16 protein-coding genes, 1 tRNA gene and 2 rRNA genes (1 of these 19 cut by a window edge) are annotated in these 19,437 nt (G+C 60.6%); 3 read left to right on the top strand and 16 right to left on the bottom strand.

Annotation, left to right across the window (positions count from 1 at the left end; translation table 11 throughout):
• Positions 1-112 precede the first annotated feature (112 nt).
• The 11 genes from SH591_RS11450 to SH591_RS11400 form a co-directional block, all read right to left on the bottom strand.
• The gene (locus SH591_RS11450; RefSeq protein ID WP_322832257.1) at positions 113-1,003 is read right to left on the bottom strand and encodes an alpha/beta hydrolase; all 891 of its coding nucleotides are present in this window, start codon (positions 1,001-1,003) and stop codon (positions 113-115) included.
• A 15-nt stretch (positions 1,004-1,018) separates the two neighbouring features.
• The gene (locus tag SH591_RS11445; RefSeq protein ID WP_324749217.1) at positions 1,019-1,783 is read right to left on the bottom strand and encodes an SDR family NAD(P)-dependent oxidoreductase; all 765 of its coding nucleotides are present in this window, start codon (positions 1,781-1,783) and stop codon (positions 1,019-1,021) included.
• Positions 1,784-1,798: 15 nt separating this feature from the next.
• Positions 1,799-3,442: a flavin-containing monooxygenase gene (locus SH591_RS11440; protein ID WP_324749216.1), complete on the bottom strand. Its 1,644-nt coding sequence runs from the start codon at positions 3,440-3,442 to the stop codon at positions 1,799-1,801.
• A gap of 23 nt (positions 3,443-3,465) precedes the next feature.
• Complete coding sequence (locus SH591_RS11435) at positions 3,466-5,865, bottom strand: TonB-dependent receptor (protein WP_324749215.1); 2,400 nt, start codon at positions 5,863-5,865, stop codon at positions 3,466-3,468.
• Positions 5,866-5,985: 120 nt separating this feature from the next.
• Positions 5,986-6,897, bottom strand: coding sequence for an SDR family NAD(P)-dependent oxidoreductase (locus tag SH591_RS11430; RefSeq protein WP_324749214.1), 912 nt, complete (start codon positions 6,895-6,897; stop codon positions 5,986-5,988).
• Between the two features lie 25 nt (positions 6,898-6,922).
• Positions 6,923-7,678, bottom strand: a complete 756-nt coding sequence (locus tag SH591_RS11425) for an SDR family NAD(P)-dependent oxidoreductase (protein WP_322832262.1) — start codon at positions 7,676-7,678, stop codon at positions 6,923-6,925.
• Between the two features lie 8 nt (positions 7,679-7,686).
• Entirely contained in the window at positions 7,687-9,264 is a 1,578-nt protein-coding gene (locus SH591_RS11420) for a flavin-containing monooxygenase (protein ID WP_324749213.1), read from the bottom strand.
• 83 nt (positions 9,265-9,347) lie between these two features.
• Complete coding sequence (locus tag SH591_RS11415) at positions 9,348-10,127, bottom strand: enoyl-CoA hydratase/isomerase family protein (RefSeq protein ID WP_322832264.1); 780 nt, start codon at positions 10,125-10,127, stop codon at positions 9,348-9,350.
• Positions 10,128-10,214: 87 nt separating this feature from the next.
• Complete coding sequence (locus tag SH591_RS11410) at positions 10,215-11,324, bottom strand: CaiB/BaiF CoA transferase family protein (RefSeq protein ID WP_322832265.1); 1,110 nt, start codon at positions 11,322-11,324, stop codon at positions 10,215-10,217.
• Positions 11,321-11,629: a hypothetical protein gene (locus SH591_RS11405; protein ID WP_322832266.1), complete on the bottom strand. Its 309-nt coding sequence runs from the start codon at positions 11,627-11,629 to the stop codon at positions 11,321-11,323. Before SH591_RS11405 ends, SH591_RS11410 begins: the two co-directional genes overlap by 4 nt.
• Positions 11,630-11,762: 133 nt before the next feature.
• Entirely contained in the window at positions 11,763-12,659 is an 897-nt protein-coding gene (locus SH591_RS11400) for an alpha/beta hydrolase (RefSeq protein ID WP_322832267.1), read from the bottom strand.
• Positions 12,660-13,451: 792 nt separating this feature from the next.
• Here SH591_RS11400 and SH591_RS11395 point away from each other — a divergent pair.
• From SH591_RS11395 to SH591_RS11385, 3 genes are all read left to right on the top strand, one after another.
• Complete coding sequence (locus SH591_RS11395) at positions 13,452-14,606, top strand: hypothetical protein (RefSeq protein WP_324749212.1); 1,155 nt, start codon at positions 13,452-13,454, stop codon at positions 14,604-14,606.
• Positions 14,607-14,630: 24 nt separating this feature from the next.
• Positions 14,631-14,918: a DUF1330 domain-containing protein gene (locus SH591_RS11390; RefSeq protein WP_322832269.1), complete on the top strand. Its 288-nt coding sequence runs from the start codon at positions 14,631-14,633 to the stop codon at positions 14,916-14,918.
• Between the two features lie 218 nt (positions 14,919-15,136).
• Positions 15,137-15,916: an SDR family oxidoreductase gene (locus tag SH591_RS11385; protein ID WP_324749211.1), complete on the top strand. Its 780-nt coding sequence runs from the start codon at positions 15,137-15,139 to the stop codon at positions 15,914-15,916.
• A 260-nt stretch (positions 15,917-16,176) separates the two neighbouring features.
• Here the strand turns inward: SH591_RS11385 and SH591_RS11380 are convergent, their stop codons facing one another.
• From SH591_RS11380 to SH591_RS11360, 5 genes are all read right to left on the bottom strand, one after another.
• Positions 16,177-16,332, bottom strand: coding sequence for a hypothetical protein (locus SH591_RS11380; RefSeq protein ID WP_322832271.1), 156 nt, complete (start codon positions 16,330-16,332; stop codon positions 16,177-16,179).
• Between the two features lie 232 nt (positions 16,333-16,564).
• A complete protein-coding gene (locus tag SH591_RS11375; RefSeq protein ID WP_324749210.1) occupies positions 16,565-17,329 on the bottom strand; it encodes an antitoxin Xre-like helix-turn-helix domain-containing protein in 765 nt (254 codons plus the stop codon).
• Between the two features lie 125 nt (positions 17,330-17,454).
• Positions 17,455-17,531 (bottom strand) — tRNA-Met (locus tag SH591_RS11370).
• A gap of 162 nt (positions 17,532-17,693) precedes the next feature.
• Positions 17,694-17,808: ribosomal RNA gene (rrf, locus tag SH591_RS11365) — 5S ribosomal RNA — on the bottom strand.
• Positions 17,809-17,956: 148 nt separating this feature from the next.
• Positions 17,957-19,437, bottom strand: a 23S ribosomal RNA gene (locus tag SH591_RS11360) (it continues 1,314 nt past the right edge of the window).

The raw sequence follows: 19,437 nt of genomic DNA, 5'->3' as shown, positions 1-19,437 counted from the left end.
CAAACATGCAGCACCCGCCGCATTCCCGCGACCTTTCATCATCCAACTCTCCGCTTTTTTGTTTTTATAGTGCGCTATAACTTCAGATTGCACTACAAGAGTCAAGCGCGCGCTATTCGGAAGAGAGAGCAGCCGCGAGAAAATCGTGGACTTGGGATAAAGCGGAATGGGATTCCGGGGCGTTAGCCGCCATGACTGGCCAGCAATGGATCAGATCCTTGCCCTCAATCAACCGATGCTCGACACCCGCGGCGGCCAGGCTCGCGGCGAGATCTCGTGCATCGTCAAACAACAACTCGCGGGTGCCCACGAAGATCAAGATCGGTGGTAGCCCGGCGACGGATCCTCGCGAAGGGGAGACCGAAGGGTGGTCAATAGCCTCACCCGCATAAGCTCGCGCCATGGCAATCAGGTTCGATCGGTCCATCACGGGATCATCAACCGCGCCCGGCTGACTCGCCGGCCCAGATAAAGAGAGGTCCGTCCAAGGCGACATCAGCACCATCGCAGCCGGTAGCGCCACATTGCTGTCGCGCAGCCTCATCGCGAGCGCCAGCGCAAGCCCACCTCCCGCAGAGTCCCCCGATATCGCAATCTCACGCGGAAGGTGGCCTTGTTGCAGGAGCCAGCGATACGCAGCTTCCGCATCGTCCAACGCAGCCGGGAACTGGTTCTCCGGCGCGAGGCGATAGTCGGGCACGAGGAGTTTAAGCCCGGTTGCCAGGCTCAACCGTGTGCTGAACTCGCGGTACATCCGGTTCGATCCGAGAACGTAGCCGCCACCATGCAGGTGGAGAACAACGCGGTCGCTGCGGGCGCCCGGCGCCAAAACAAGATCGGCCTCACGTCCAGCGATTTCCACCGTTTCAATTGGAACATTGGCCGGAAGTGCGATGGCCCCCAGTGCAGCATCGTAAAAGGCGCGCTGCTCGGCAAAGGCTTTGGAGCCCATCCCGGCTTGGGCCAGCGCCGCGACCGTCATTTCATGTTCGAGGCTAGGCATTGATCGGCTCCAGGTTCAGCGGGCGGTAAATCCGCCGTCGACGATGAATTCAGCGCCGGTGATGTAGCTAGCATCGTCCGAAGCAAGGAAGGCAACCATCGCGGCGACGTCGTCGGGAGTGCCCATCCGTCCCATGGGGATCGCGTTTGCCATCAACGCGGCATAGGTGTCGGGCGTTTCGGCCTGCGCGCGCTCGTGGATCTCGCTCCAAATCATGCCTGGATGGACGCTGTTCACGCGAATCCCCTCCACAGCCCCTTCCAGCGCCAGCGACTTGGTCAGCATACGGATGCCGCCCTTGCTCGCCGCGTACCCGGTGGTGGAGTGCGAGCCGACAAGCCCTGAGATGGAGGATATGTTGACGATCGAGCCGCCTCCTCCCTGTTGTCGCATCTGCTCTACCGCCGCTACACACCCGTAATACGTTCCGCTCAGATTGATGTCGATCTGGCGGCACCACTCCTCATCACTCTGCTGCGGCACTGGCTTAGCAATCGCGATGCCTGCGTTATTGACGAGGATGTCGAGGTGGCCGAGGCCTGCCACCACGGTTTCGATGATAGCCGACCATTCTCCGGACTTCCGGACGTCGTGGAGGTCCGCCATTGCTCGATGTCCGGCGCGCTCAAGCTCGCTCGCCCGATCGCGAACCCGGCCATCGACATCCGTGATGAATATCGCAGCGCCTTGTTGCGCCAGCCGGCGCGCAATCCCAAACCCGAGGCCGCTCGGCGAGGCTGCCCCCGTCACGAGTGCGACCTTGCCCTCAAGATTTATCACCAGCTGCCAAACCTTCTATGCGCGCTCCAGTTCATTCACCCTCTCGAAGCTGAAGCCCCGGTAGCCGGCCGTCTTCGCATCTTCGATCGCCGCAATATATGCAGGGATCCCACCGGCGAACGCGGTGAACAGCCGTGGTTTCCCAGGCACATTGGCACCAACGAACCAGCTATTGCAGCCAGCCGTGAAAATCGTTTGCTGGGCAATGTCGTTGACGAGCTTGACCCATTCATCTTCGGCGTCGTTCTCGACGCTAATCTGAGTAGCCCCGCCCTTCTCCGCATCCGTGATCAGCTCGGCGAGCCAGTCCACCTGCAGTTCGGAGGTAAGCACGAGGTTGGCCGTCACGGACGGACTTCCCGGGCCATTGATAATGAACAGATTGGGGAAGCCGCTCACGGCCATGCCAAGATAATTAAGCGGTCCGTGTTCCCACTTCTCCCGCAGCGACATGCCCTCGACACCTCTGATATCGATGCGAACGAGTGCTCCTGTCAGCGCGTCAAAGCCGGTTGCGAGAACCAGTGCATCGAGAGGATAGAAGCCATTCTCCGTCCGCAGGCCTTTGGCTTCAATCCCGATAATCCTGTCCTTCTTCACGTCGACGAGCGAGACATTGGGTCGGTTGAAGGTCACGAAATAATCGGTATCGACGCAGATACGCTTGCAGCCGATCAGTTGGTCGTCAGGAGGCGTTAGCGCGTCCGCGACCGCGGGATCTTCCACCGCCTCCCGTATCTTCCGGCGGACGAACTCACCGGCCGTCTCGTTAACCTGCGGGTTGGTCATGAGATCCGGAAAGACAGTCAGGAAGCCGGGGCCACCAAGCGCCCATTGCTCCTCAAATATGCGATCGCGATGTTCGGGCGACATTTCCAACGCTCGGCGGCCGGCGGTCTGCTCAGCCGACCAGGCACTGTTCCCGAAACCCGACCGGCGGCAGATGGCACGGAGCTCCGGATAGCGCGCTTTGACGTCAGCCATTTTGGCGGGGTTTAGCGGTTCGTTTCGGGCCGGCACGCTATAGTTCGGGGTGCGTTGAAATACGGTCAATTGCGCGGCTGACTCGGCTATCACTGGCGTCGCCTGCACGCCCGACGACCCCGTGCCAACGAGCCCCACTGAAAGCCCGTTGAAGTCGACGCCCTTCTCTGGCCAGGAGCTGGTGTAATAGGTCGGTCCCTCGAACTGCTCGAGCCCGGGAATGTCGGGCTTGATCGGGACGGAGAGCGGTCCGGTCGCCATGATGCAGTAGGTCGCGGAGAGCTCCTGTCCCTGCCCAGTGCTGATGCGCCACTTGTTCGACTGCGAATCGATCCGAGCCGCCTTTACGAACGTGTTGAGCTGGATGTCCGGGCGTAGATCGAAGCGATCTGCAACATGGTCCAGATAGGCTCGAATTTCGGGCTGACTCGCGTAACGCTCCGTCCAGGTCCACTCCTGCTGGAGCTCTTCGGAAAAGCCATAGCTGTAATCGACGCTCTCTACGTCGCACCGCGCGCCCGGATAACGATTCCAGTACCAAACTCCCCCAACGCCGCTGCCGGCTTCGAGCACTCGGCAGCGGTAACCCAGCGACCGGAACTTGTAGAGCGCGTAGAGGCCAGCAAATCCTGCCCCGACGATGACCACATCATAGGTGTTCGCTTCGTTCGCCATGCCTGCCTCCATGCCCTGCCAGGTCAAAAGCGGTAGCTGAACACCGCGCCGAATGTCCGCGGCATCCCAGTGGTCTTTAGCACTGCATCATTCCCCGAGGTGGCGTTATTCCAATAATATTCGTCGGTCAGGTTTCGAGCGAACAGACCTGCCGACCAGCCCTGCTCCGATTCGATACCGATGCGCGCATCGAACACTTGCCATGCCTTGATGAAGTAAGGCTCCGGCTCGCCAAGCACGCCGTACGTCGAACTGTTGAACCCGAACGTCGCACCGACATAACCCTCGAGCGAGCTGGTCAGTGGCGCGCGATATTCCGCATCGATGTTGCCGCTCCATTCGGGTGCGAGGTTGAAGCGGGTTCCCTCGATCTCTCTGAAAGTGCCGAGCCCCACATAGGAGACGTAGGGTCCAACTTTCGTGTCCAGGTACGTAAGAGAGGCGCGTAGCGTGAAATTCCGGGTAACATTGGCGAGCAATTCGGTTTCGAAACCCAGCACCTCCGACTTAGGAATATTCACGACCACCGGCTGATCGCCAATGATGCCCGGCTCAATTGTCGCGAACTGCTTGTCCTTGTAGTCGTAATAGAATGCGGCGGCGTTGAACGTGATACGGCGGTCTGCAAACTGTGATTTAACGCCTAATTCGTAGGCCGTAAGCTGCTCCTGTTTTATCTTGGCAAACTGAGTAGCGACGGTGTTGTAGCCGGGTGTGATGCTGCCAGCTTTGAAGCCGCGACTGACCAGTCCGTATAGCAGAACATCGTCGGTAGCTTCCCAGCTCAGGCCGGACTTCCACGAGAAATTGTTTTCCTTCTGTTCGAGAACCTCGTTGAATGGGGAGAAGGCGCGGTCGGTGCCGAGCACCTCGGGACGATCGTCGAGTGCAAAGCACTTGCCAGGGCCAAAGGTGCCGGCCGGAAGCGGAGGCTGCCCAAAGGCGGCACGGAGTTGGCCAGACACGAAGCCAAATAGTCCCGCCAGTTGCCCTGAACCGCCGTCGGCGAAGCAGCCGCCAGTCGTTTCCTTTATCCAGGCGTAGCGCGCCCCGAGAGTGAGAGTTAGCCCCGGCGCGAGTTCCCAATCCCCGCTGGCGAACAGACCAACCGAGCGATATGTGACCGGATTCTCAATCAGCGCGTCGGAACCAATGGGGATGCCCGAATAGCCGAACCACTGCGCGCTCTGGCCATCGAGGATCTCGTCGTCCTGATACGCGGCTCCGACAACATAATTCAGCGTATTACCAAGCGCCGCGCCGCCCAACCGCAATTCCTGGTTGAAGCTCTTGATGCGGCCAAACGTCTGATTGAAACCGAGCGGTAGAACCGATCCGTCGCCGTCGAAATTGGCAAAGCGCTTGGTGTCGCCATAATTGGTGATGGAGGTGAGTACCGCCCAGTCCAAGTCGAGATCCGCCCTTAGTACGGCCTGAAGGGTTCGATCCCTCTTCTTGGTGCGCTGCCCTTCTGGAAAGAAGAAATCGGCCGCGCGATTGTCGGCAGGCGGCAGCGGATATTCAGCATAGCCCGGCACACCGGGGGGGAAGACGATCGCCTTCGAAGCGATCTGGAACTGCTGTGGTTCCCCGCGGTCATAATTGCCGTTGAGGTTCAGGGACACGGTCAAGGTTTCAGTGGGAGTCCAGTCGAGCAGCAGGCGCGCAGCACCTTCGCTTCGCTTTCCATTCTCCTGGTTGCAGCCAAAATAGCAGTGCTGCCAAGCTCCGAACTGCTTAGTCGACGCCGCAATCCGGGCCCGCAACGTGTCCGACACAGGGCCGCTGACATAGCCCTCCAGGTCAACGCCACCGAAATGGTTGACCTCGGTTCGCAGGCCGTAGCGCAAGTCGCGGGTCGGCTTGGCCGCAATGATGTTGATCGCGCCGCCGGTGACGTTAGCTCCAAACAAAGTGCCCTGTGGTCCTTTCAGGACCTCGATCCTCTGCACGTCGAGGAATACCCCTTGCGTCATCGCAGGGTAGGCGAGCAGCGCTTGATCGACATAGGTGCTTACGGTTGGCTGGGCTGAAAGATAAGCGAGATTCAAGTTCACACCGCGCATGGAGATGATCGGAAACCCGAATTGCGAGCGTCCCACGCTGAGCGCTGGGACAATCTTGGCAAGGTCGCCGATCTGCTCGACCCCCGCGGTTTCCAATTGCTTCCCAGTTGCCGCAGTGACGCTCATGGGGACATCCTGCAGCGCCTGTTCGCGCTTTTGCGCGGTGACGATAATCTCGCCCTCGTCCTTATTAGAGACCGAGGCGTCAACTGCGGAGGTTTGCAGCTCCGACGCCTGGGGGGCGGCGGCAACCTCGACTTCCGGCGTACTTGGCGCGGGTTGAGCCATCGCCGCCGTGGAACCGGCAACGGCTGCCATGCCCGCTGCAGACCGCAGGATGCGCTTGCTGTAAGCCATAGACCTCATAGTCCCTCTCCCGTTGCGACCGCTTCTCCTCGGCAGGAGCGCAGTTCGAATTTAAGGAGTGGATACCTGAGCACTGGCGGTCCGGCTTGCTTTGACCTGCTAGGCAGGGTGTTAATCGGCAGGCGCGAAAACACGTCCGCCCACCCGCTGCAAATAATCAGCAACGGATGCGAATGAGCTTGCGTTGGACATATCGGTTATCTCACCGAACCTATCACGCACGACCTCGGCAGTTACAGTCGCTGGCGGGATGATCAAACCCTCGGCCTCGACGAGCGCAACCTTGGCGAAATAGCCCATCCCCGCTTCCAGGATCTGCCCTGTTTCCGAACAACCCTCGGAGCACAGCCATAGCGCCATCGCCGCAACCGAACGCGGATGCATCGCGATCTTCATTTCCTCGGTTAAGAAGGCTTCGCTCATTCGTGTCGTGGCCATAGGGCTGATCACGTTCACGTTGATCCCGTGCTCCCGCCCCTCGAGGCTGAGCGCCAATCCAAGCCCGACCAGACCAGCTTTTGCCGAGCTGTAGTTGGCGTGCGTCTCCATGCCGTAGAGGCCAGATTGCGAGGTAGTCATCAGGACCCGGCCGTAGCCCTGTTTCTGCATGACTGGCCACGCCGCTTTGCTGCAATGAAACGATCCGAAAAGATGAACGTCGAGCAGGGCTCGGTAGTCGTCTACTGGCATCTGCTCGATCAGGTTATTGCGAGTGATACCGGCGTTGTTGATGAGCACATCCACACGGCCGAACGTATCGGTGGCCATCCGGATTAGAGCTTCGGCGCCGGCCGGGTCGGTGATGTCGTCGACGCTTAAGGCCACCTCGGCCCCCGACCGTTCCAACTCGGCCGCGAGGCTGGTCAAGGCGTCGGAAGAGATACTTTTGCCATCGAGGCTTGCGCCAATATCGTTCGCCACGACCTTCGCGCCTCGCGCAGCGAACTCGCGAGCATATTGGCTCCCGATGCCTCCCGCGGCTCCAGTGATAACAACGACCCGATCATCATAGCGTATATCCATTTCGGTCACTCCTCGGCTCAACTGATCAGGTGGCGGTGCTGCCGCCGTCGACGGCGAGGTGCGCCGCGGTGACATAAGAGGCGGCATCGGAAAGAAGCCAGACGACGGCTTCACCGAGCTCACTCGGCTCGCCTGGTCGCTGCATTGGGTATTTGGGGCCGGAGAATACGTTAAGCCCAAGCTCCATCGCATCCTGAAGCATCGGCGTCTTGATGGCGCCAGGCAGAACGGTGTTCACGCGAATTCCCGCCGATCCGTATTCGACTCCCGCCGCCCGGCCGAGGCCAAGAACGCCATGCTTGGCAGCGATATATTCCGAGAAGCCGATATTGCCGCGCACGGCGGCTGCAGATGCGGTGTTGACGATTGAACCTTTGCGCTTCTCCAGCATCGCTGGGATCTCATATTTCATGCAAAGGAAAACAGATGTCAGATTCACCGCGATGTGACGCTGCCACTCGGCATGAGTCACTTCGTGGAGCGGACGCGAGGTTGGCGGCATGCCGGCGTTGTTAAATGCTCCATCGAGCTGACCATAGGTGTCGACCGCATGATCCACCATTCGGCGAATGTCGTCTTCGCTCGTCACGTCCGTACGGAGAAAAGTCGCAGTTCCCCCCTCCCTGCGGATCAGATCCACCACCTTATCACCCTGTTCCTCAGCGATATCCGCGATAACGACTTTGGCCCCCCGTCTCGCCGCGAGCTCGGCCGCAGCACGCCCGATCCCGCTGGCCGCGCCAGTCATAACGATCACCTTGTTTTCCATGTCGCGCATCATCGATAATCCTATAGCGTGGAGGGCTCTTTGCTCATCCCGAAGCTGAAGTGGCGATAGCCCTCCTGCTCCACTGCGGCCGCGTAATCATTCCAGGCGTTCAGGCCGGCGAGGTAGTTCATGACCTTGGCTGGCCTGCCTTCGATGTTCGTGCCGCGAAACCAGGTGACACAATGATTTGTAACGGTGACGTACGCGGCCACTTCCTCGATGTGCCGGCGCCATTCGACTTCGCCCGCCTTCGCGGTGTCGATCCGTCGCGCCCCGACCTTCTCGGCGTGGGCGATGAGCCCTGAGAGCCAGTCGACCTGTGCCTCGGTTACAAGGAAGAAATTCGATGCCGGCGCATTGGCGCCGTTGATCGTGAAGAGGTTCGGGAACCCCGCCATTCCCAATCCTAGATAATTTTCGGGTCCTTCTGCCCACGCATCGCGCAGTTCGACTCCGTCGCCTCGGATGCGCATTTTCAGCATGGCTCCGGAATAGGCGTCAAACCCGGTGGCAAGGATGATCGTGTCGAGCGGAATGAAGCGGTCCTCAAGGCGGATCCCGTCGGGCTCAACGGAAATGAGCGGCTCTTCCTTGAGGGAGACAAGATCGACGTTGTCGCGGTTGAAAGCATCAAAATAGCCGTTTTCAACTGCGAGCCGCTTGCAGCCCAGGGGCAGTTCCGAAGGGGGTTGCAGCTTCTCTGCAAGGACCGGATCTTTCACGATCGACCGGATCTGGTCGCGTGCGAAATCGGAGGCCAGCTTGTTTGCCTTCAAATCCGTGAGCAGGTCATTGTAAGCGATTAGGAAGCCGGGGCCGCCCATGTCCCAGAATTTCTCGAATTCGCGTAGCCGCTCGGCTTCATCAACTTCGAATACGCTCTTCTCTCCGTTGAAATAAGCTGACCAGTAGGTTCCGACAGCCGATTTCCGCGTGGCCTCCCGCCGGGCAGCGTAGGTGGCACAGGCCGCCTCATGCTCCTCATTGGTGATGGGCGCATTGCGCACGGGCACTGCATAGGCGCCGGTGCGTTGAAACAAGGTGATCCGTTTCGCCACTTCGGCCACCGCCGGAAGCACCTGCATGCCGGAGGAGCCGTTGCCGAACAGCCCGACGGCGCGGCCGGAAAGTTCCACACCCTCCGGCCACTCCGCCGTGCGGAGCACGTCACCGGAGAACCGTTCGAGACCCGGGATCTGCGGGTCCACTGGAACGCTGAGCAGGCCTGTCGCCATGATCAGATATTTCGCTGAGTAGGACTTACCCGCTGCTTCAACGAGCCACAGAGATCTCTCTGTATCCCAAGCGGCGCTCTCCACCGTCGCGTTGAACGTAAAATGATCGCCAAGGCCGAACCGATCGACGACCGCATCGAGATATGCGCGAATTTCCGGCTGGGCAGCAAACTGCTCGCTCCACTTCCATTCGCGCTGGAGGTCGTCGGAAAAGGAGAAGCTGTAGTCGAGACTCTCGACGTCGCAACGGGCGCCGGGATAACGATTCCAGAACCAGGTACCGCCGACGCCGCTCCCGGCCTCAAGCGCATGAACGCTGAGGCCGTCGTTCCGGAAGCGGTAGACGCTATAGATCCCCGCCATTCCTGCGCCGACTACTAGGACATCAAAATGAGTTCGCATTGATTGCCTCTTGCAAGCGATTGGCCTGGCGTTTCTTGGTTGATCTAGAACGGACGACGTTTCGTGGAGGGTGGATAGGCGGCGCCCCAGATGCCGAGCGCTTCAAGCGCCGTCCCCATGTCGTGATGATCAGCATAGAGCCGACGCCACGGGTCCATGGTGACGGCCCTTGTGTGCTTCCGAACCATGCGCGTCTGCTTCATGATGTGGCGGGCGATCGTTCGCGCGCGCTCCATCAACCCGGCCGCTGGTACCACTTCCGAAATGAGGCCCAACCTCTTGGCGTCCTGTGCATTGATGATCTCACCCATGTACAAGAAGTATCGGCCGCGGTTGTTGCCGAGCAGACTCATGTAGACGGCTTGCACGAAATCACCCGGAACCAACCCATTGATGAAGTGTGCCGCGTCCTGGAAGTCGGCGGCCTCAGAGGCGATCACGATATCGCAGAGCAGCCCCTGTTCGGAGTGGACGCGCGCTGGGCCGTTGATGGCGGCGATCATGGGCACCTCGATCGCAAGGAGGTTGCGCCGAATGCGCTTGCCGTTCGACATTATCTCATCCCAGTCCTCCGGACCGGGAATGGTCACCCCGGACATATCGATGGAGGGGATGAAAGCGTCGCCGGTGCCCGTTACGATAATCACCTCGTTGTCGCGATCCGCTCCGACATCGGCCCACAGATGACCCAGCTGCGAGTGGCTTTCTTTGCCCCAGACCAGAGGACCGCCGTTTGGTGACTGGAGGGTGATCTCCAATATCCCGCCGCTTCGTTCGAAGCGCGCGACGCTATACTTGTCTCTGTAATCCCGAAGCTCGATCACATTCTTCCTTTCCAGCTGAGCCGCGCCCAGCTCCTAGGCCAAGCCGGCTTTACCAGTACCGACCGAGACGAATCTTGCTTCTAGGCGCTAGCGCCCCGTTCGCCACACGGCGTCGATCTCATGCGCGGCGAGTTCCACGGGGTCGAATGATGGAGGAGGCGGTTCGGCGGTGAAGCGGGGGGACGCACTAGGTTGCACGATCTCCGAGCGGCGATGGTGGGAGCCACGTGCAACGAACTGGGGATTGGCCACTGCCTCCTTCATATCGAGCACAGGGCTGACGCAAGCATCACTTTCAGCAAACAGCGCTGCCCAGTCGTCACGCGGACGCGTGATAAAAATGTCCGAGAACCGTTTCCGCAACGCTGCCCAGCCTAACGGATCGTGCTGATCCACGGTTTCCGAAATGCCGAGACCGTGCAGCAACTCTCGGAAAAATCGCGGTTCCAAAGCCCCAACTGCGACGTATCTTCCGTCGGCACACTCGTAACAGCGATAGAAAGGCGCGGCGCCGTCGAGCAGATTGGCTTCCCGTTGGACTGACCAAAACCCGCTTGCGAGAAATGAGTAGTAATTGGCCATCAGGGTGGCCACCGTGTCCGCGATAGCAACATCAACAACTTGTGCCCGCGCGCCACGCGTCCCCGCGAGGAGAGCGGCGAGTATTCCAGAGATGAGGAACATGGTCCCCCCGCCATAGTCCGCGACGAAGTTGAGTGGCGGGAACGGTGGTCGGTCACGGGGCCCCAAGCTGTGCAATGCTCCTGACAGCGCAAGATAATTTATGTCGTGGCCGGCAGCCGTACGCATCGGCCCATCCTGGCCCCATCCGCTAAGCCGAGCGTACACCAGAAGCTGGTTTACCCGATGGCAGGATTCGGGTCCCAGGCCAAGCTTCTCCATCGTGCCGGGCCGGAAGGCCTCCATGAGGACGTCGGCCCTACTTGCCAGCTCCATCAGAGCGGCGCGACCGCCTGCAGACTTAAGATCGAGCTGAACGAAACGGCGATTGCGATGGATGACGCTACCGCCGACATCCGGCCAGTCGCCAGCGCGGTTCTCGGGCCTGGTGACACGGATGATGTCAGCGCCCATGTCCGCGAGTATCATTCCCGCCAAAGGCAGCGGCCCGATGCCGTCGATCTCGACGATCCGAATGCCGGCCAAAGGTCCTTTAGGCGAATCGAAGGCGGTCACGGCGTCTCGAACGTAAAAAGGGAGACCGCTGTCATCTCTACCGAGGGGTGAAGCCCAATCTTGCCGTTTTTGATTCGTGCCTGGATCTCGCCGAGGGCGTCTTCGGGATTCGCGAAGTCGAGATCGAACATCGCAACCTGCTGCCAAGGCATGTATCCAAAGGCCGCTCCGACCTTGGAGACGCGTGCGTTCGAAATGCCGGGTATCGCCAGCACCTCCTTCACATGTGTGTCGCTGTACCACTGCTTGAACTCGGCTTCCTGGCCTGCCTTGGCTGCGGTCAGCGAGACCAACGTGTGCTTCATTGGACGCTCCTTACAAGTGCTCAGGCGATCTCCACTTCCGACTTGGAAACGGAAGTCATTCCTAGCCCGACAGTTCGGGGTCGGACATCATCGCCGCGAAGACCTCACGCGTGTCGGCAAACCCTTGCCTGGGTCATGCCACCACTCGTTCGCGGATGAAGTCGCCGAGGTCCGATATTGCAGCACGCGCCGCTTCAAGTCGGTAGCCAAAGATCTGGAAGACGTGGATCTGCTCCGGAAAGCTTTGGAGCTTTGCATCCACCCCGGCTTGCTTGGCCCGCTCAACGAGCCGCGTTGCATCATCGTACAGCGCCTCTCTTCCTCCAACCTGGACGAGAAGCGGCGGAAATCCGGAAAAATCACCGTGCAGCGGTGATATGAAGGGATTGGTCACGTCCGCGGTCGGCGTATAGCAGGCGACCCAATTCTCGAGAGCCGCCCGCTCAACGATCGGATCGACATCTGCTCTCTCGTCCATGCTCGCGCCCTTCAGCTCGAGATCGACCCAAGGTGACATGACCGCCACACATCCAGGAAGCGGCAGTCCCCGCTCCTTGATTGCCAGCGCCGTTGCCACGGCCAACCCACCACCCGCAGAATCACCCGCGATGGCAATGGAGCCTGCCGGGTAACCCTCTCGAAGGAGCCACTCATAACCGGCCAACGCGTCGTCGAGAGCAGCCGGGTAAGGGTTTTCAGGAGCCAGGCGATAATCAACCGCGAGCACCCGTCCCTCAACCGCCTTGGCTAGGCGTTCGCAAAGATCCCGGTGAGACTCAATCGAACAGACCGCATAACCGCCGCCGTGCAAATACAGAACTGTGGGGGCGCCTTCTGGGGAAGCGTCCGCGGCCATCAGCTCTCCGCCAGACCGCCCGAATTCGACGCTATCGTGGCGGATGCTATCGTCGCGAACGCCGCTCCCGAACAGACGATCGAGCTTCTGCCGCATCTCGTCCAACGATGTGTGCTCGCCGAGCGTATCGAACACCCCGCGGATGTCGCTGATGATGTGCTCGAGTTTATCCATTCGGCTCTCCGTTTGGCTAGTTGACGCCGCTCGAAGCGACGCGCGCGACCTACCTACATGGACCTACCGAACGGCCGGATGGCAGTCTTGCACGGAGCGGCTATCCGCACCCAGCGACCATCGCAGGCATTTGCTAAGCCTTGTGTGGCCATTAACGGCCTCGCCGCTATCGGGCATCGTTGCTGACAGCTCGCGAACGTCCGCTTCCCGACTTAGGCGCTTTCGGCGCCATGGCCGCCGTTGCCGCCGAGCCGACCAGTGAATGATTCTGGCCGTTGAACGACGGCGCGCAGGCTCAACTGCTTCATCGTAATGCTCGGGAGTCGGGACGCGGTGCTCAACTCAGCATGCGGCCGAGCCATAACACTCAGCCAATAATGTCGATCCGGGTAGGCTCGATCTTCTGCCAATTCAGATACTAGCGATTGTCACTCTTGATCGAGATCCCTTCCCCACCGGGTTTCAAGCAAGCCGCTTCACCATCAGCCTGTTATCGAGCCGCAGCACGTAGATACCATCGCGCAGGGTCCACGGCGCCGGCCTGCATGCCCTTGCCACGCTGCTGCGGGTAGAGACGCGCGAGGAGCCGCTTGAGAACATCGACCCTCTCTCCTTGCGACGCCAGCGAGCGAGGTGCGGACCAGTGAAGCCCCTTAGGCCGTGCGGCACGCATCGAACTGCGCGGGTCGGCTAACGACGTCCCACCTCCATCGCAGCCACTCCGAACAAGAAGCGGGCCAGCGTAACCCGTAAGCCAGACGGGTCAGGCGAAGAACGGAGCGGGAGGACCGAATGCTGTCGAAGCACGAGCGCATCGAGGCGGCCTACCACAGCGATGTCGCCGAGGCTCGCAAGGTTTACAATGCGTCTGAGGTTCCGCCCTTTTACGAGGCGATCACGCCGGAATGGCTAAGCGCGATCCTCTGTCGGGACACGCCGGGCAGCACGGTGACCGCCTTTTGGATGGACGCGGTCGACGACGGAACGTGCAATCGCCGCCGCCTGTTCATCGACTATAACGCCGTGGGCCGCGACGCCGGGCTGCCCCGCACCGTCTTCTGCAAGGCCGCGCAGGGGCTCGCCAACCGGCTTCTCCTCTCGGCCTCGGCAACGTTCAGCGAGGTGACCTTCTATCGCCGCTTCCGGCCAATCCTCACACTCGACGCGCCAGTCGCCTTCCATGCCGACTATAACAAGGATTCCTGGGCGGCGATCGTGCTGCTGCGCGACATGGCCGGAGAGGTGGAGTTCTGCAGCGAACGCACCAGGCTCACCCGGGCGTCGGTCGAAAGCCAACTCAATCTGCTCGCCTCGCTGCACGGCCCCTTCTACGACGATCCCCGGCTCAAGACCGAGTTCGCCAGCCTTCTCCCGTTCCACTGGCGGCTGAACAACATGGATCGCCAGCACGGCATCGGCGTGTGCTGCGAGGAAGGGCTAGAAGCGGCCGAACACCTGGTGCCCGCCCGCCTGTTCCAACAGCGGGGCCGTGTGTGGGAGACGACGCTCGCGGCGGTAAACTGGCAGGCGGGACAGGTCGAGACTCTCACCCACAGCGACGTGCACCTCAAGAACTGGTATCGCCGGCCGGACGGCCAGATGGGGCTGAGCGACTGGCAGGCATTCGGCCGGGGGCATTGGGCGCGCGACGTCGCGTATACGCTCGGCACCGCGCTGCCCGTCGAAGCGCGTCGCGCGCAAGAGCAGGATCTGCTCCACTATTATCTCGACAGGCTTGCCGCGCACGGCGGGCCGACGCTCGATTACGCCGAGGCGTTCCGACATTATCGCGCCCAAGTGCTCGGCGCTCTCGCCTATTGGACACTCACCTACCGGCCATCGGGCTCGATGCCCGACATGCAGCCGGTCGAGACCACGGAGGTGTTCGTTCACCGACTGGCCACTGCTGCCGACGATCTGGAATCATTATCGGCCGTGGACGCCTGATTGGCCATACTGGAAGGAACTATCATGCCTGCATATCTAATCGTCGCAATGACCGTCCAAGACGCCTCCTGGCGCGAGGAATATCGGGCGGAAGCTCCTGCCATCGTTGCCCGCTTCGGAGGCGAATATGTAGCCGCCACGCCCAACGTGGAGATCATCGAGGGAGATGCGGTGCTGCCCGACATGGGAGCGATCATCAAGTTCCCGGACCTGACGTCGTTGAAGGGCTTCATCAGCAGCGACGAATATGCACCGTACAAGGCGCTGCGGCTTACCGGCTCTGAGTCGATCATGTACGCCTTCGATGCGTAATTCGGGCGGAGCAACCTGGACGGTCTCATTTTCCGGAGCAAATATTTTGGGGATCGGGGCGTGGCTAAAATAAGAGTCTCGTACCTTCCTCCGCCTGAGCGATCCGTGACGTTCCAGGCAGGCGAAGGAAGATCGATGACTGTCCGCTCCGGCACCGGGCATAGCTGGAGGTTCAGCCACGCCGGCAATCGCCGCGAGCACATTTCGGATGCAGGAGCATGAGCGGCGACCTCTTCAGCGTGGCTGGGAAGTCCGCGTTGGTCACCGGCGGCGCGCAGGGCCTAGGACGGATGATTGCGGAGGCGCTGCTGCGCGCCGGCGCGACGGTCGCGATAACGTCTCGGACCGCGGACCGCTGTCGTGCGGCGGCGGCGGAGATGTCGGCGCTTGGGCGCTGCATCGCGCTTCCGGCTGATCTTTCTTCGCCCGTGGCGGCGATCGACCTGGCAAAGCGGTTCGGGGATGCGGCCGAGGATTGCCACATCCTCGTCAATAATGCCGGCAAGACTTGGGGTGCTCCCATCGAGACGTTTCCGGACGACGCTTGGCCGACGGTGATGGCGGTCAACGTTCAGGCGCCCTTCGCGCTGATCCGGGAGCTGCTGCCACAGCTCACGCAAACAGCATCGGCGGATGAACCAGCCCGCATCGTCAACGTGGGCTCCATCGCGGGTATGAGACCGGAACGACTTTCCGCCTACAGCTATGCCGCGTCCAAGGCCGCCATGCACATGCTCACGCGCGATCTTGCGGGCGACTTAGCCGGCCGGAACATCACCGTCAACGCGGTCGTCCCCGGCTTTTTTCCTACGAAGATGACGGCGCACATGCGCACCAAAGACACTGACGAGTCAGCGCTGCTGAGCCGCATTCCGCTGGGCCGGCTGGGGCGCCCGGACGACATCGGGGGCATCGTGGTCTTTCTATGCTCGCGCGCGGGTTCGTATCTGACGGGAGCTCAGATACCGATCGACGGTGGCATTCTCGGATGCGGCTGAGCCCAGCGGCCGGGTAAGTCAGCACAAGCGCGCGCGGTCCGTTTTGACGTCTATGAGGGGTGACTGACAAGAAGGAGCGTTTCCTGCCCGACGCAAGATGAGAGGCCCGCAACAGCACCGGCGCCTGCGTTGCGTGCGACAGCCGCTCGGCGATGTTGCGGTGGGAAGCGATCGAGCGGACCGCGAAGCCGCCGCCCTGCGATCATCAGCATGACGTGCAACGGCCAGTTCCGCATCACGCCCTTCGTCTTTTCCCTCGGTTATCGTCCCTGCTCGCCATCCAGTCCAAGCTCGCACCGATATCGCTCGCGACGATCTTCGCGCCGCACCGCGAGATCCCCGGCATGTTGACGTCCGATCCCGCCGCTAGCGCGCGTCATGACCACGACGCGGTTGTCGTAACGACGAATGTCCATGCCGAACTCCTCTCAAGCGCGTAGCGGCTACAGCGCCAGTCGATAGACGTTGCGGTAGCGCCAATCGGTGCACGTTCGCACCCTTCCGCGCAGCACGCGCGGAGCGGCGGCGATCCCCGTCAATTAACCTGGAGGGGATCGTTCAAGACAATGACACCCCGCCATACGGCCCCGCGTTTCCCCGGGGAAACGGCCTGCGGTCGGCCAAAAGGTTAGACATGGGCCGTACTTCCTATTCCGCCTGATGGCGCAGGAACCTGTACAGCCCGCGCATGCCGTCGAGCCCGGCCAGCATCAATCCGATGGGTGCTCGCCCCGCAAAAAGCCGGGCCGCATTGGGCTTGCGGATCCAGGCATCCGCACGCTCCGGGATCGGCAACAGCGTATTAATCGCCTTGAAGATTCCCAACAGAAGGGACGCCCTTTCGAGAAGGTCCGGTGGGATTTGATCCGGCTCTGTTATCTGCCACGCTTCCAGCTGTGCCAGCTCTACTCCGAGCAAGCGGGCTTGCTCCAAGTCCGTCAGGGACCAGGCTTTGGCTAGTCCGCCGAGCACTCGAAGCACGGCACCGACAACATCGACGCGCGCGAGGGCGATAACCTCCGCAGCATCCTCGTCCGAGCGCAGGGACTTCTGGAGCGGCGTCTCACCTCCGAGCAGTGGGTGCGGTCCTCGGAGAAATGCTTCCGTACGCTCCGCATCCCCATCATAATATTCCAGCAGCGTGGACCGCGCCCGAGCGACGCGCTCGCGCTCCTCAACTGCCTGAGCGGCGGCCTGCCTAAACCCTTTCAGGACATAGGCGGAAAAAAGCTCGATGTTGCCCGTCGCCATGACGTCGAAGATGGTCGGCGGATCAACTGCGGAGATCCTTCCCCACCCGGTGCTGCTCAAGCGGTTCGAGGAGAAGGTCGCGGACCTTAGGGCGGCGCTCAACGACAAGGCGGTCCGCCGGCAGGCGGCTGAGACTTTGTCCTCCCTCATCGAGAGCGTCACGATTTATCCTGGAGACGGTGCGGGCCCCGAGGCGGAGGTCGTGGCGTCGGTCACGACGCTCATGGCCTTGGCCGCAAACGAAAACTCCCCCGGAGCCGGTGGGCTCCGAGGGAGTTCTGTATTGGTGGTTGCGGGAGCAGGATTTGAACCTGCGACCTTCAGGTTATGAGCCTGACGAGCTACCGGGCTGCTCCATCCCGCGCCAATTTCGCTTTGCGTGGCGGCCGGAGCCGGAGACTCCGCAAGGCCGACCGGCCGTTGCACCTTATGGTGCGGAAGCCAAAGCCGCGGATGCGGCTGCCGGCACCTGAGGCCAAGCAAAAACATGTGAATGGGTTTCTTCGTTTGCTGCGCCGGCTTCAAAGCCTGGCGGCGACCTACTCTTCCACTGCTTAAGCAATAGTACCATCGGCGCAGTCTGGTTTCACGGCCGAGTTCGAGATGGGATCGGGTGGGTCACAGACGCTATGGCCACCAAGCTATGGAGCCGGCGCAACAACGAAGTTCTAGAAATCGTGCACTTATCTAGTCTCGACAGATGGAAGGTCTGGGTCTCTCCAAGCCCCGCATGAAGCGTGGCTCGGCGGAGCCTCAGCTCGTCCAATCCTGTCGTTGATGGTGGGATTCATCAAGCGCGAATAGAGCAATTAGGACCGGTTAGCTCCACGCATTACTGCGCTTCCACATCCGGCCTATCAACGTCGTGGTCTTCGACGGCTCTGTGATATCTTATCTTGAGGGAGGCTTCCCGCTTAGATGCTTTCAGCGGTTATCCCGTCCATACATAGCTACCCTGCTGCACTGCTGGCGCAATGACAGGTCCACCAGAGGTATGTTCAACCCGGTCCTCTCGTACTAGGGTCAACTCCTCTCAAATATCGACGCCCACGGCAGATAGGGACCAAACTGTCTCGCGACGTTCTGAACCCAGCTCACGTACCACTTTAATTGGCGAACAGCCAAACCCTTGGGACCTGCTCCAGCCCCAGGATGTGATGAGCCGACATCGAGGTGCCAAACAACCCCGTCGATATGAGCTCTTGGGGGTTATCAGCCTGTTATCCCCGGCGTACCTTTTATCCGTTGAGCGATGGCCCTTCCACGAGGGACCACCGGATCACTATGACCGACTTTCGTCTCTGCTCGACTTGTCAGTCTCGCAGTCAGGCGGGCTTATGCCATTGCACTCTAACAGCCGGTTTCCAACCGGCCTGAGCCCACCATCGCGCGCCTCCGTTACTCTTTAGGAGGCGACCGCCCCAGTCAAACTACCCGCCACAGAGGGTCCCTACACCGGCTAACGGTGCGAGGTTAGACATCAGAAAACAACAGGGTGGTATTTCACCTATGGCTCCACGACAGCTGGCGCCGTCGCTTCAAAGCCTCCCACCTATGCTACACAGTTCTTTCCTAATGCCACTCTGAAGCTGCAGTAAAGGTGCACGGGGTCTTTCCGTCTAACCGCGGGTACTCCGCATCTTCACGGAGAATTCAATTTCGCTGAGCATGTACTGGAGACAGTGGGGAAGTCGTTACGCCATTCGTGCAGGTCGGAACTTACCCGACAAGGAATTTCGCTACCTTAGGACCGTTATAGTTACGGCCGCCGTTTACCTGGGCTTCATTTCGGAGCTTGCACCCCTCCACTTAACCTTCAGGCACCGGGCAGGCGTCAGACCCTATACGTCGTCTTGAAGCCGACTTAGCAGAGTCCTGTGTTTTTGCTAAACAGTCGCTACCCCCTGGCCTGTGCCCCCTTGAACTGCTTGCGCAGAACAAGGGCCTCCTTCTTCCGAAGGTACGGAGGCAATTTGCCGAGTTCCTTCAGTACACTTCTCTCAAGCGCCTTGGTATACTCTACCAGACCACCTGTGTCGGTTTCGGGTACGGTCTATACGGTGGGGCTATTTCCTGGAACCTCGTCGAAGCCGGTCCAATCCGATAAGGACCGACAACATAAGAGATCCGTCACACACCACCAGGCCCACGAATATTAACGTGGTTCCCATCGACTACCCCCTTCGGGCTCGTCTTAGGGGCCGGCTCACCCTGCTCAGATTAGCTTTAAGCAGGAACCCTTGGTCTTTCGGCGAGAGGGCATCTCACCC

The organism is Sphingomonas sp. LY54 (genome assembly GCF_035594035.1).
Classification (GTDB): Bacteria; Pseudomonadota; Alphaproteobacteria; order Sphingomonadales; family Sphingomonadaceae; genus Allosphingosinicella.
This window is presented reverse-complemented; position numbering and strand designations above follow the sequence as displayed.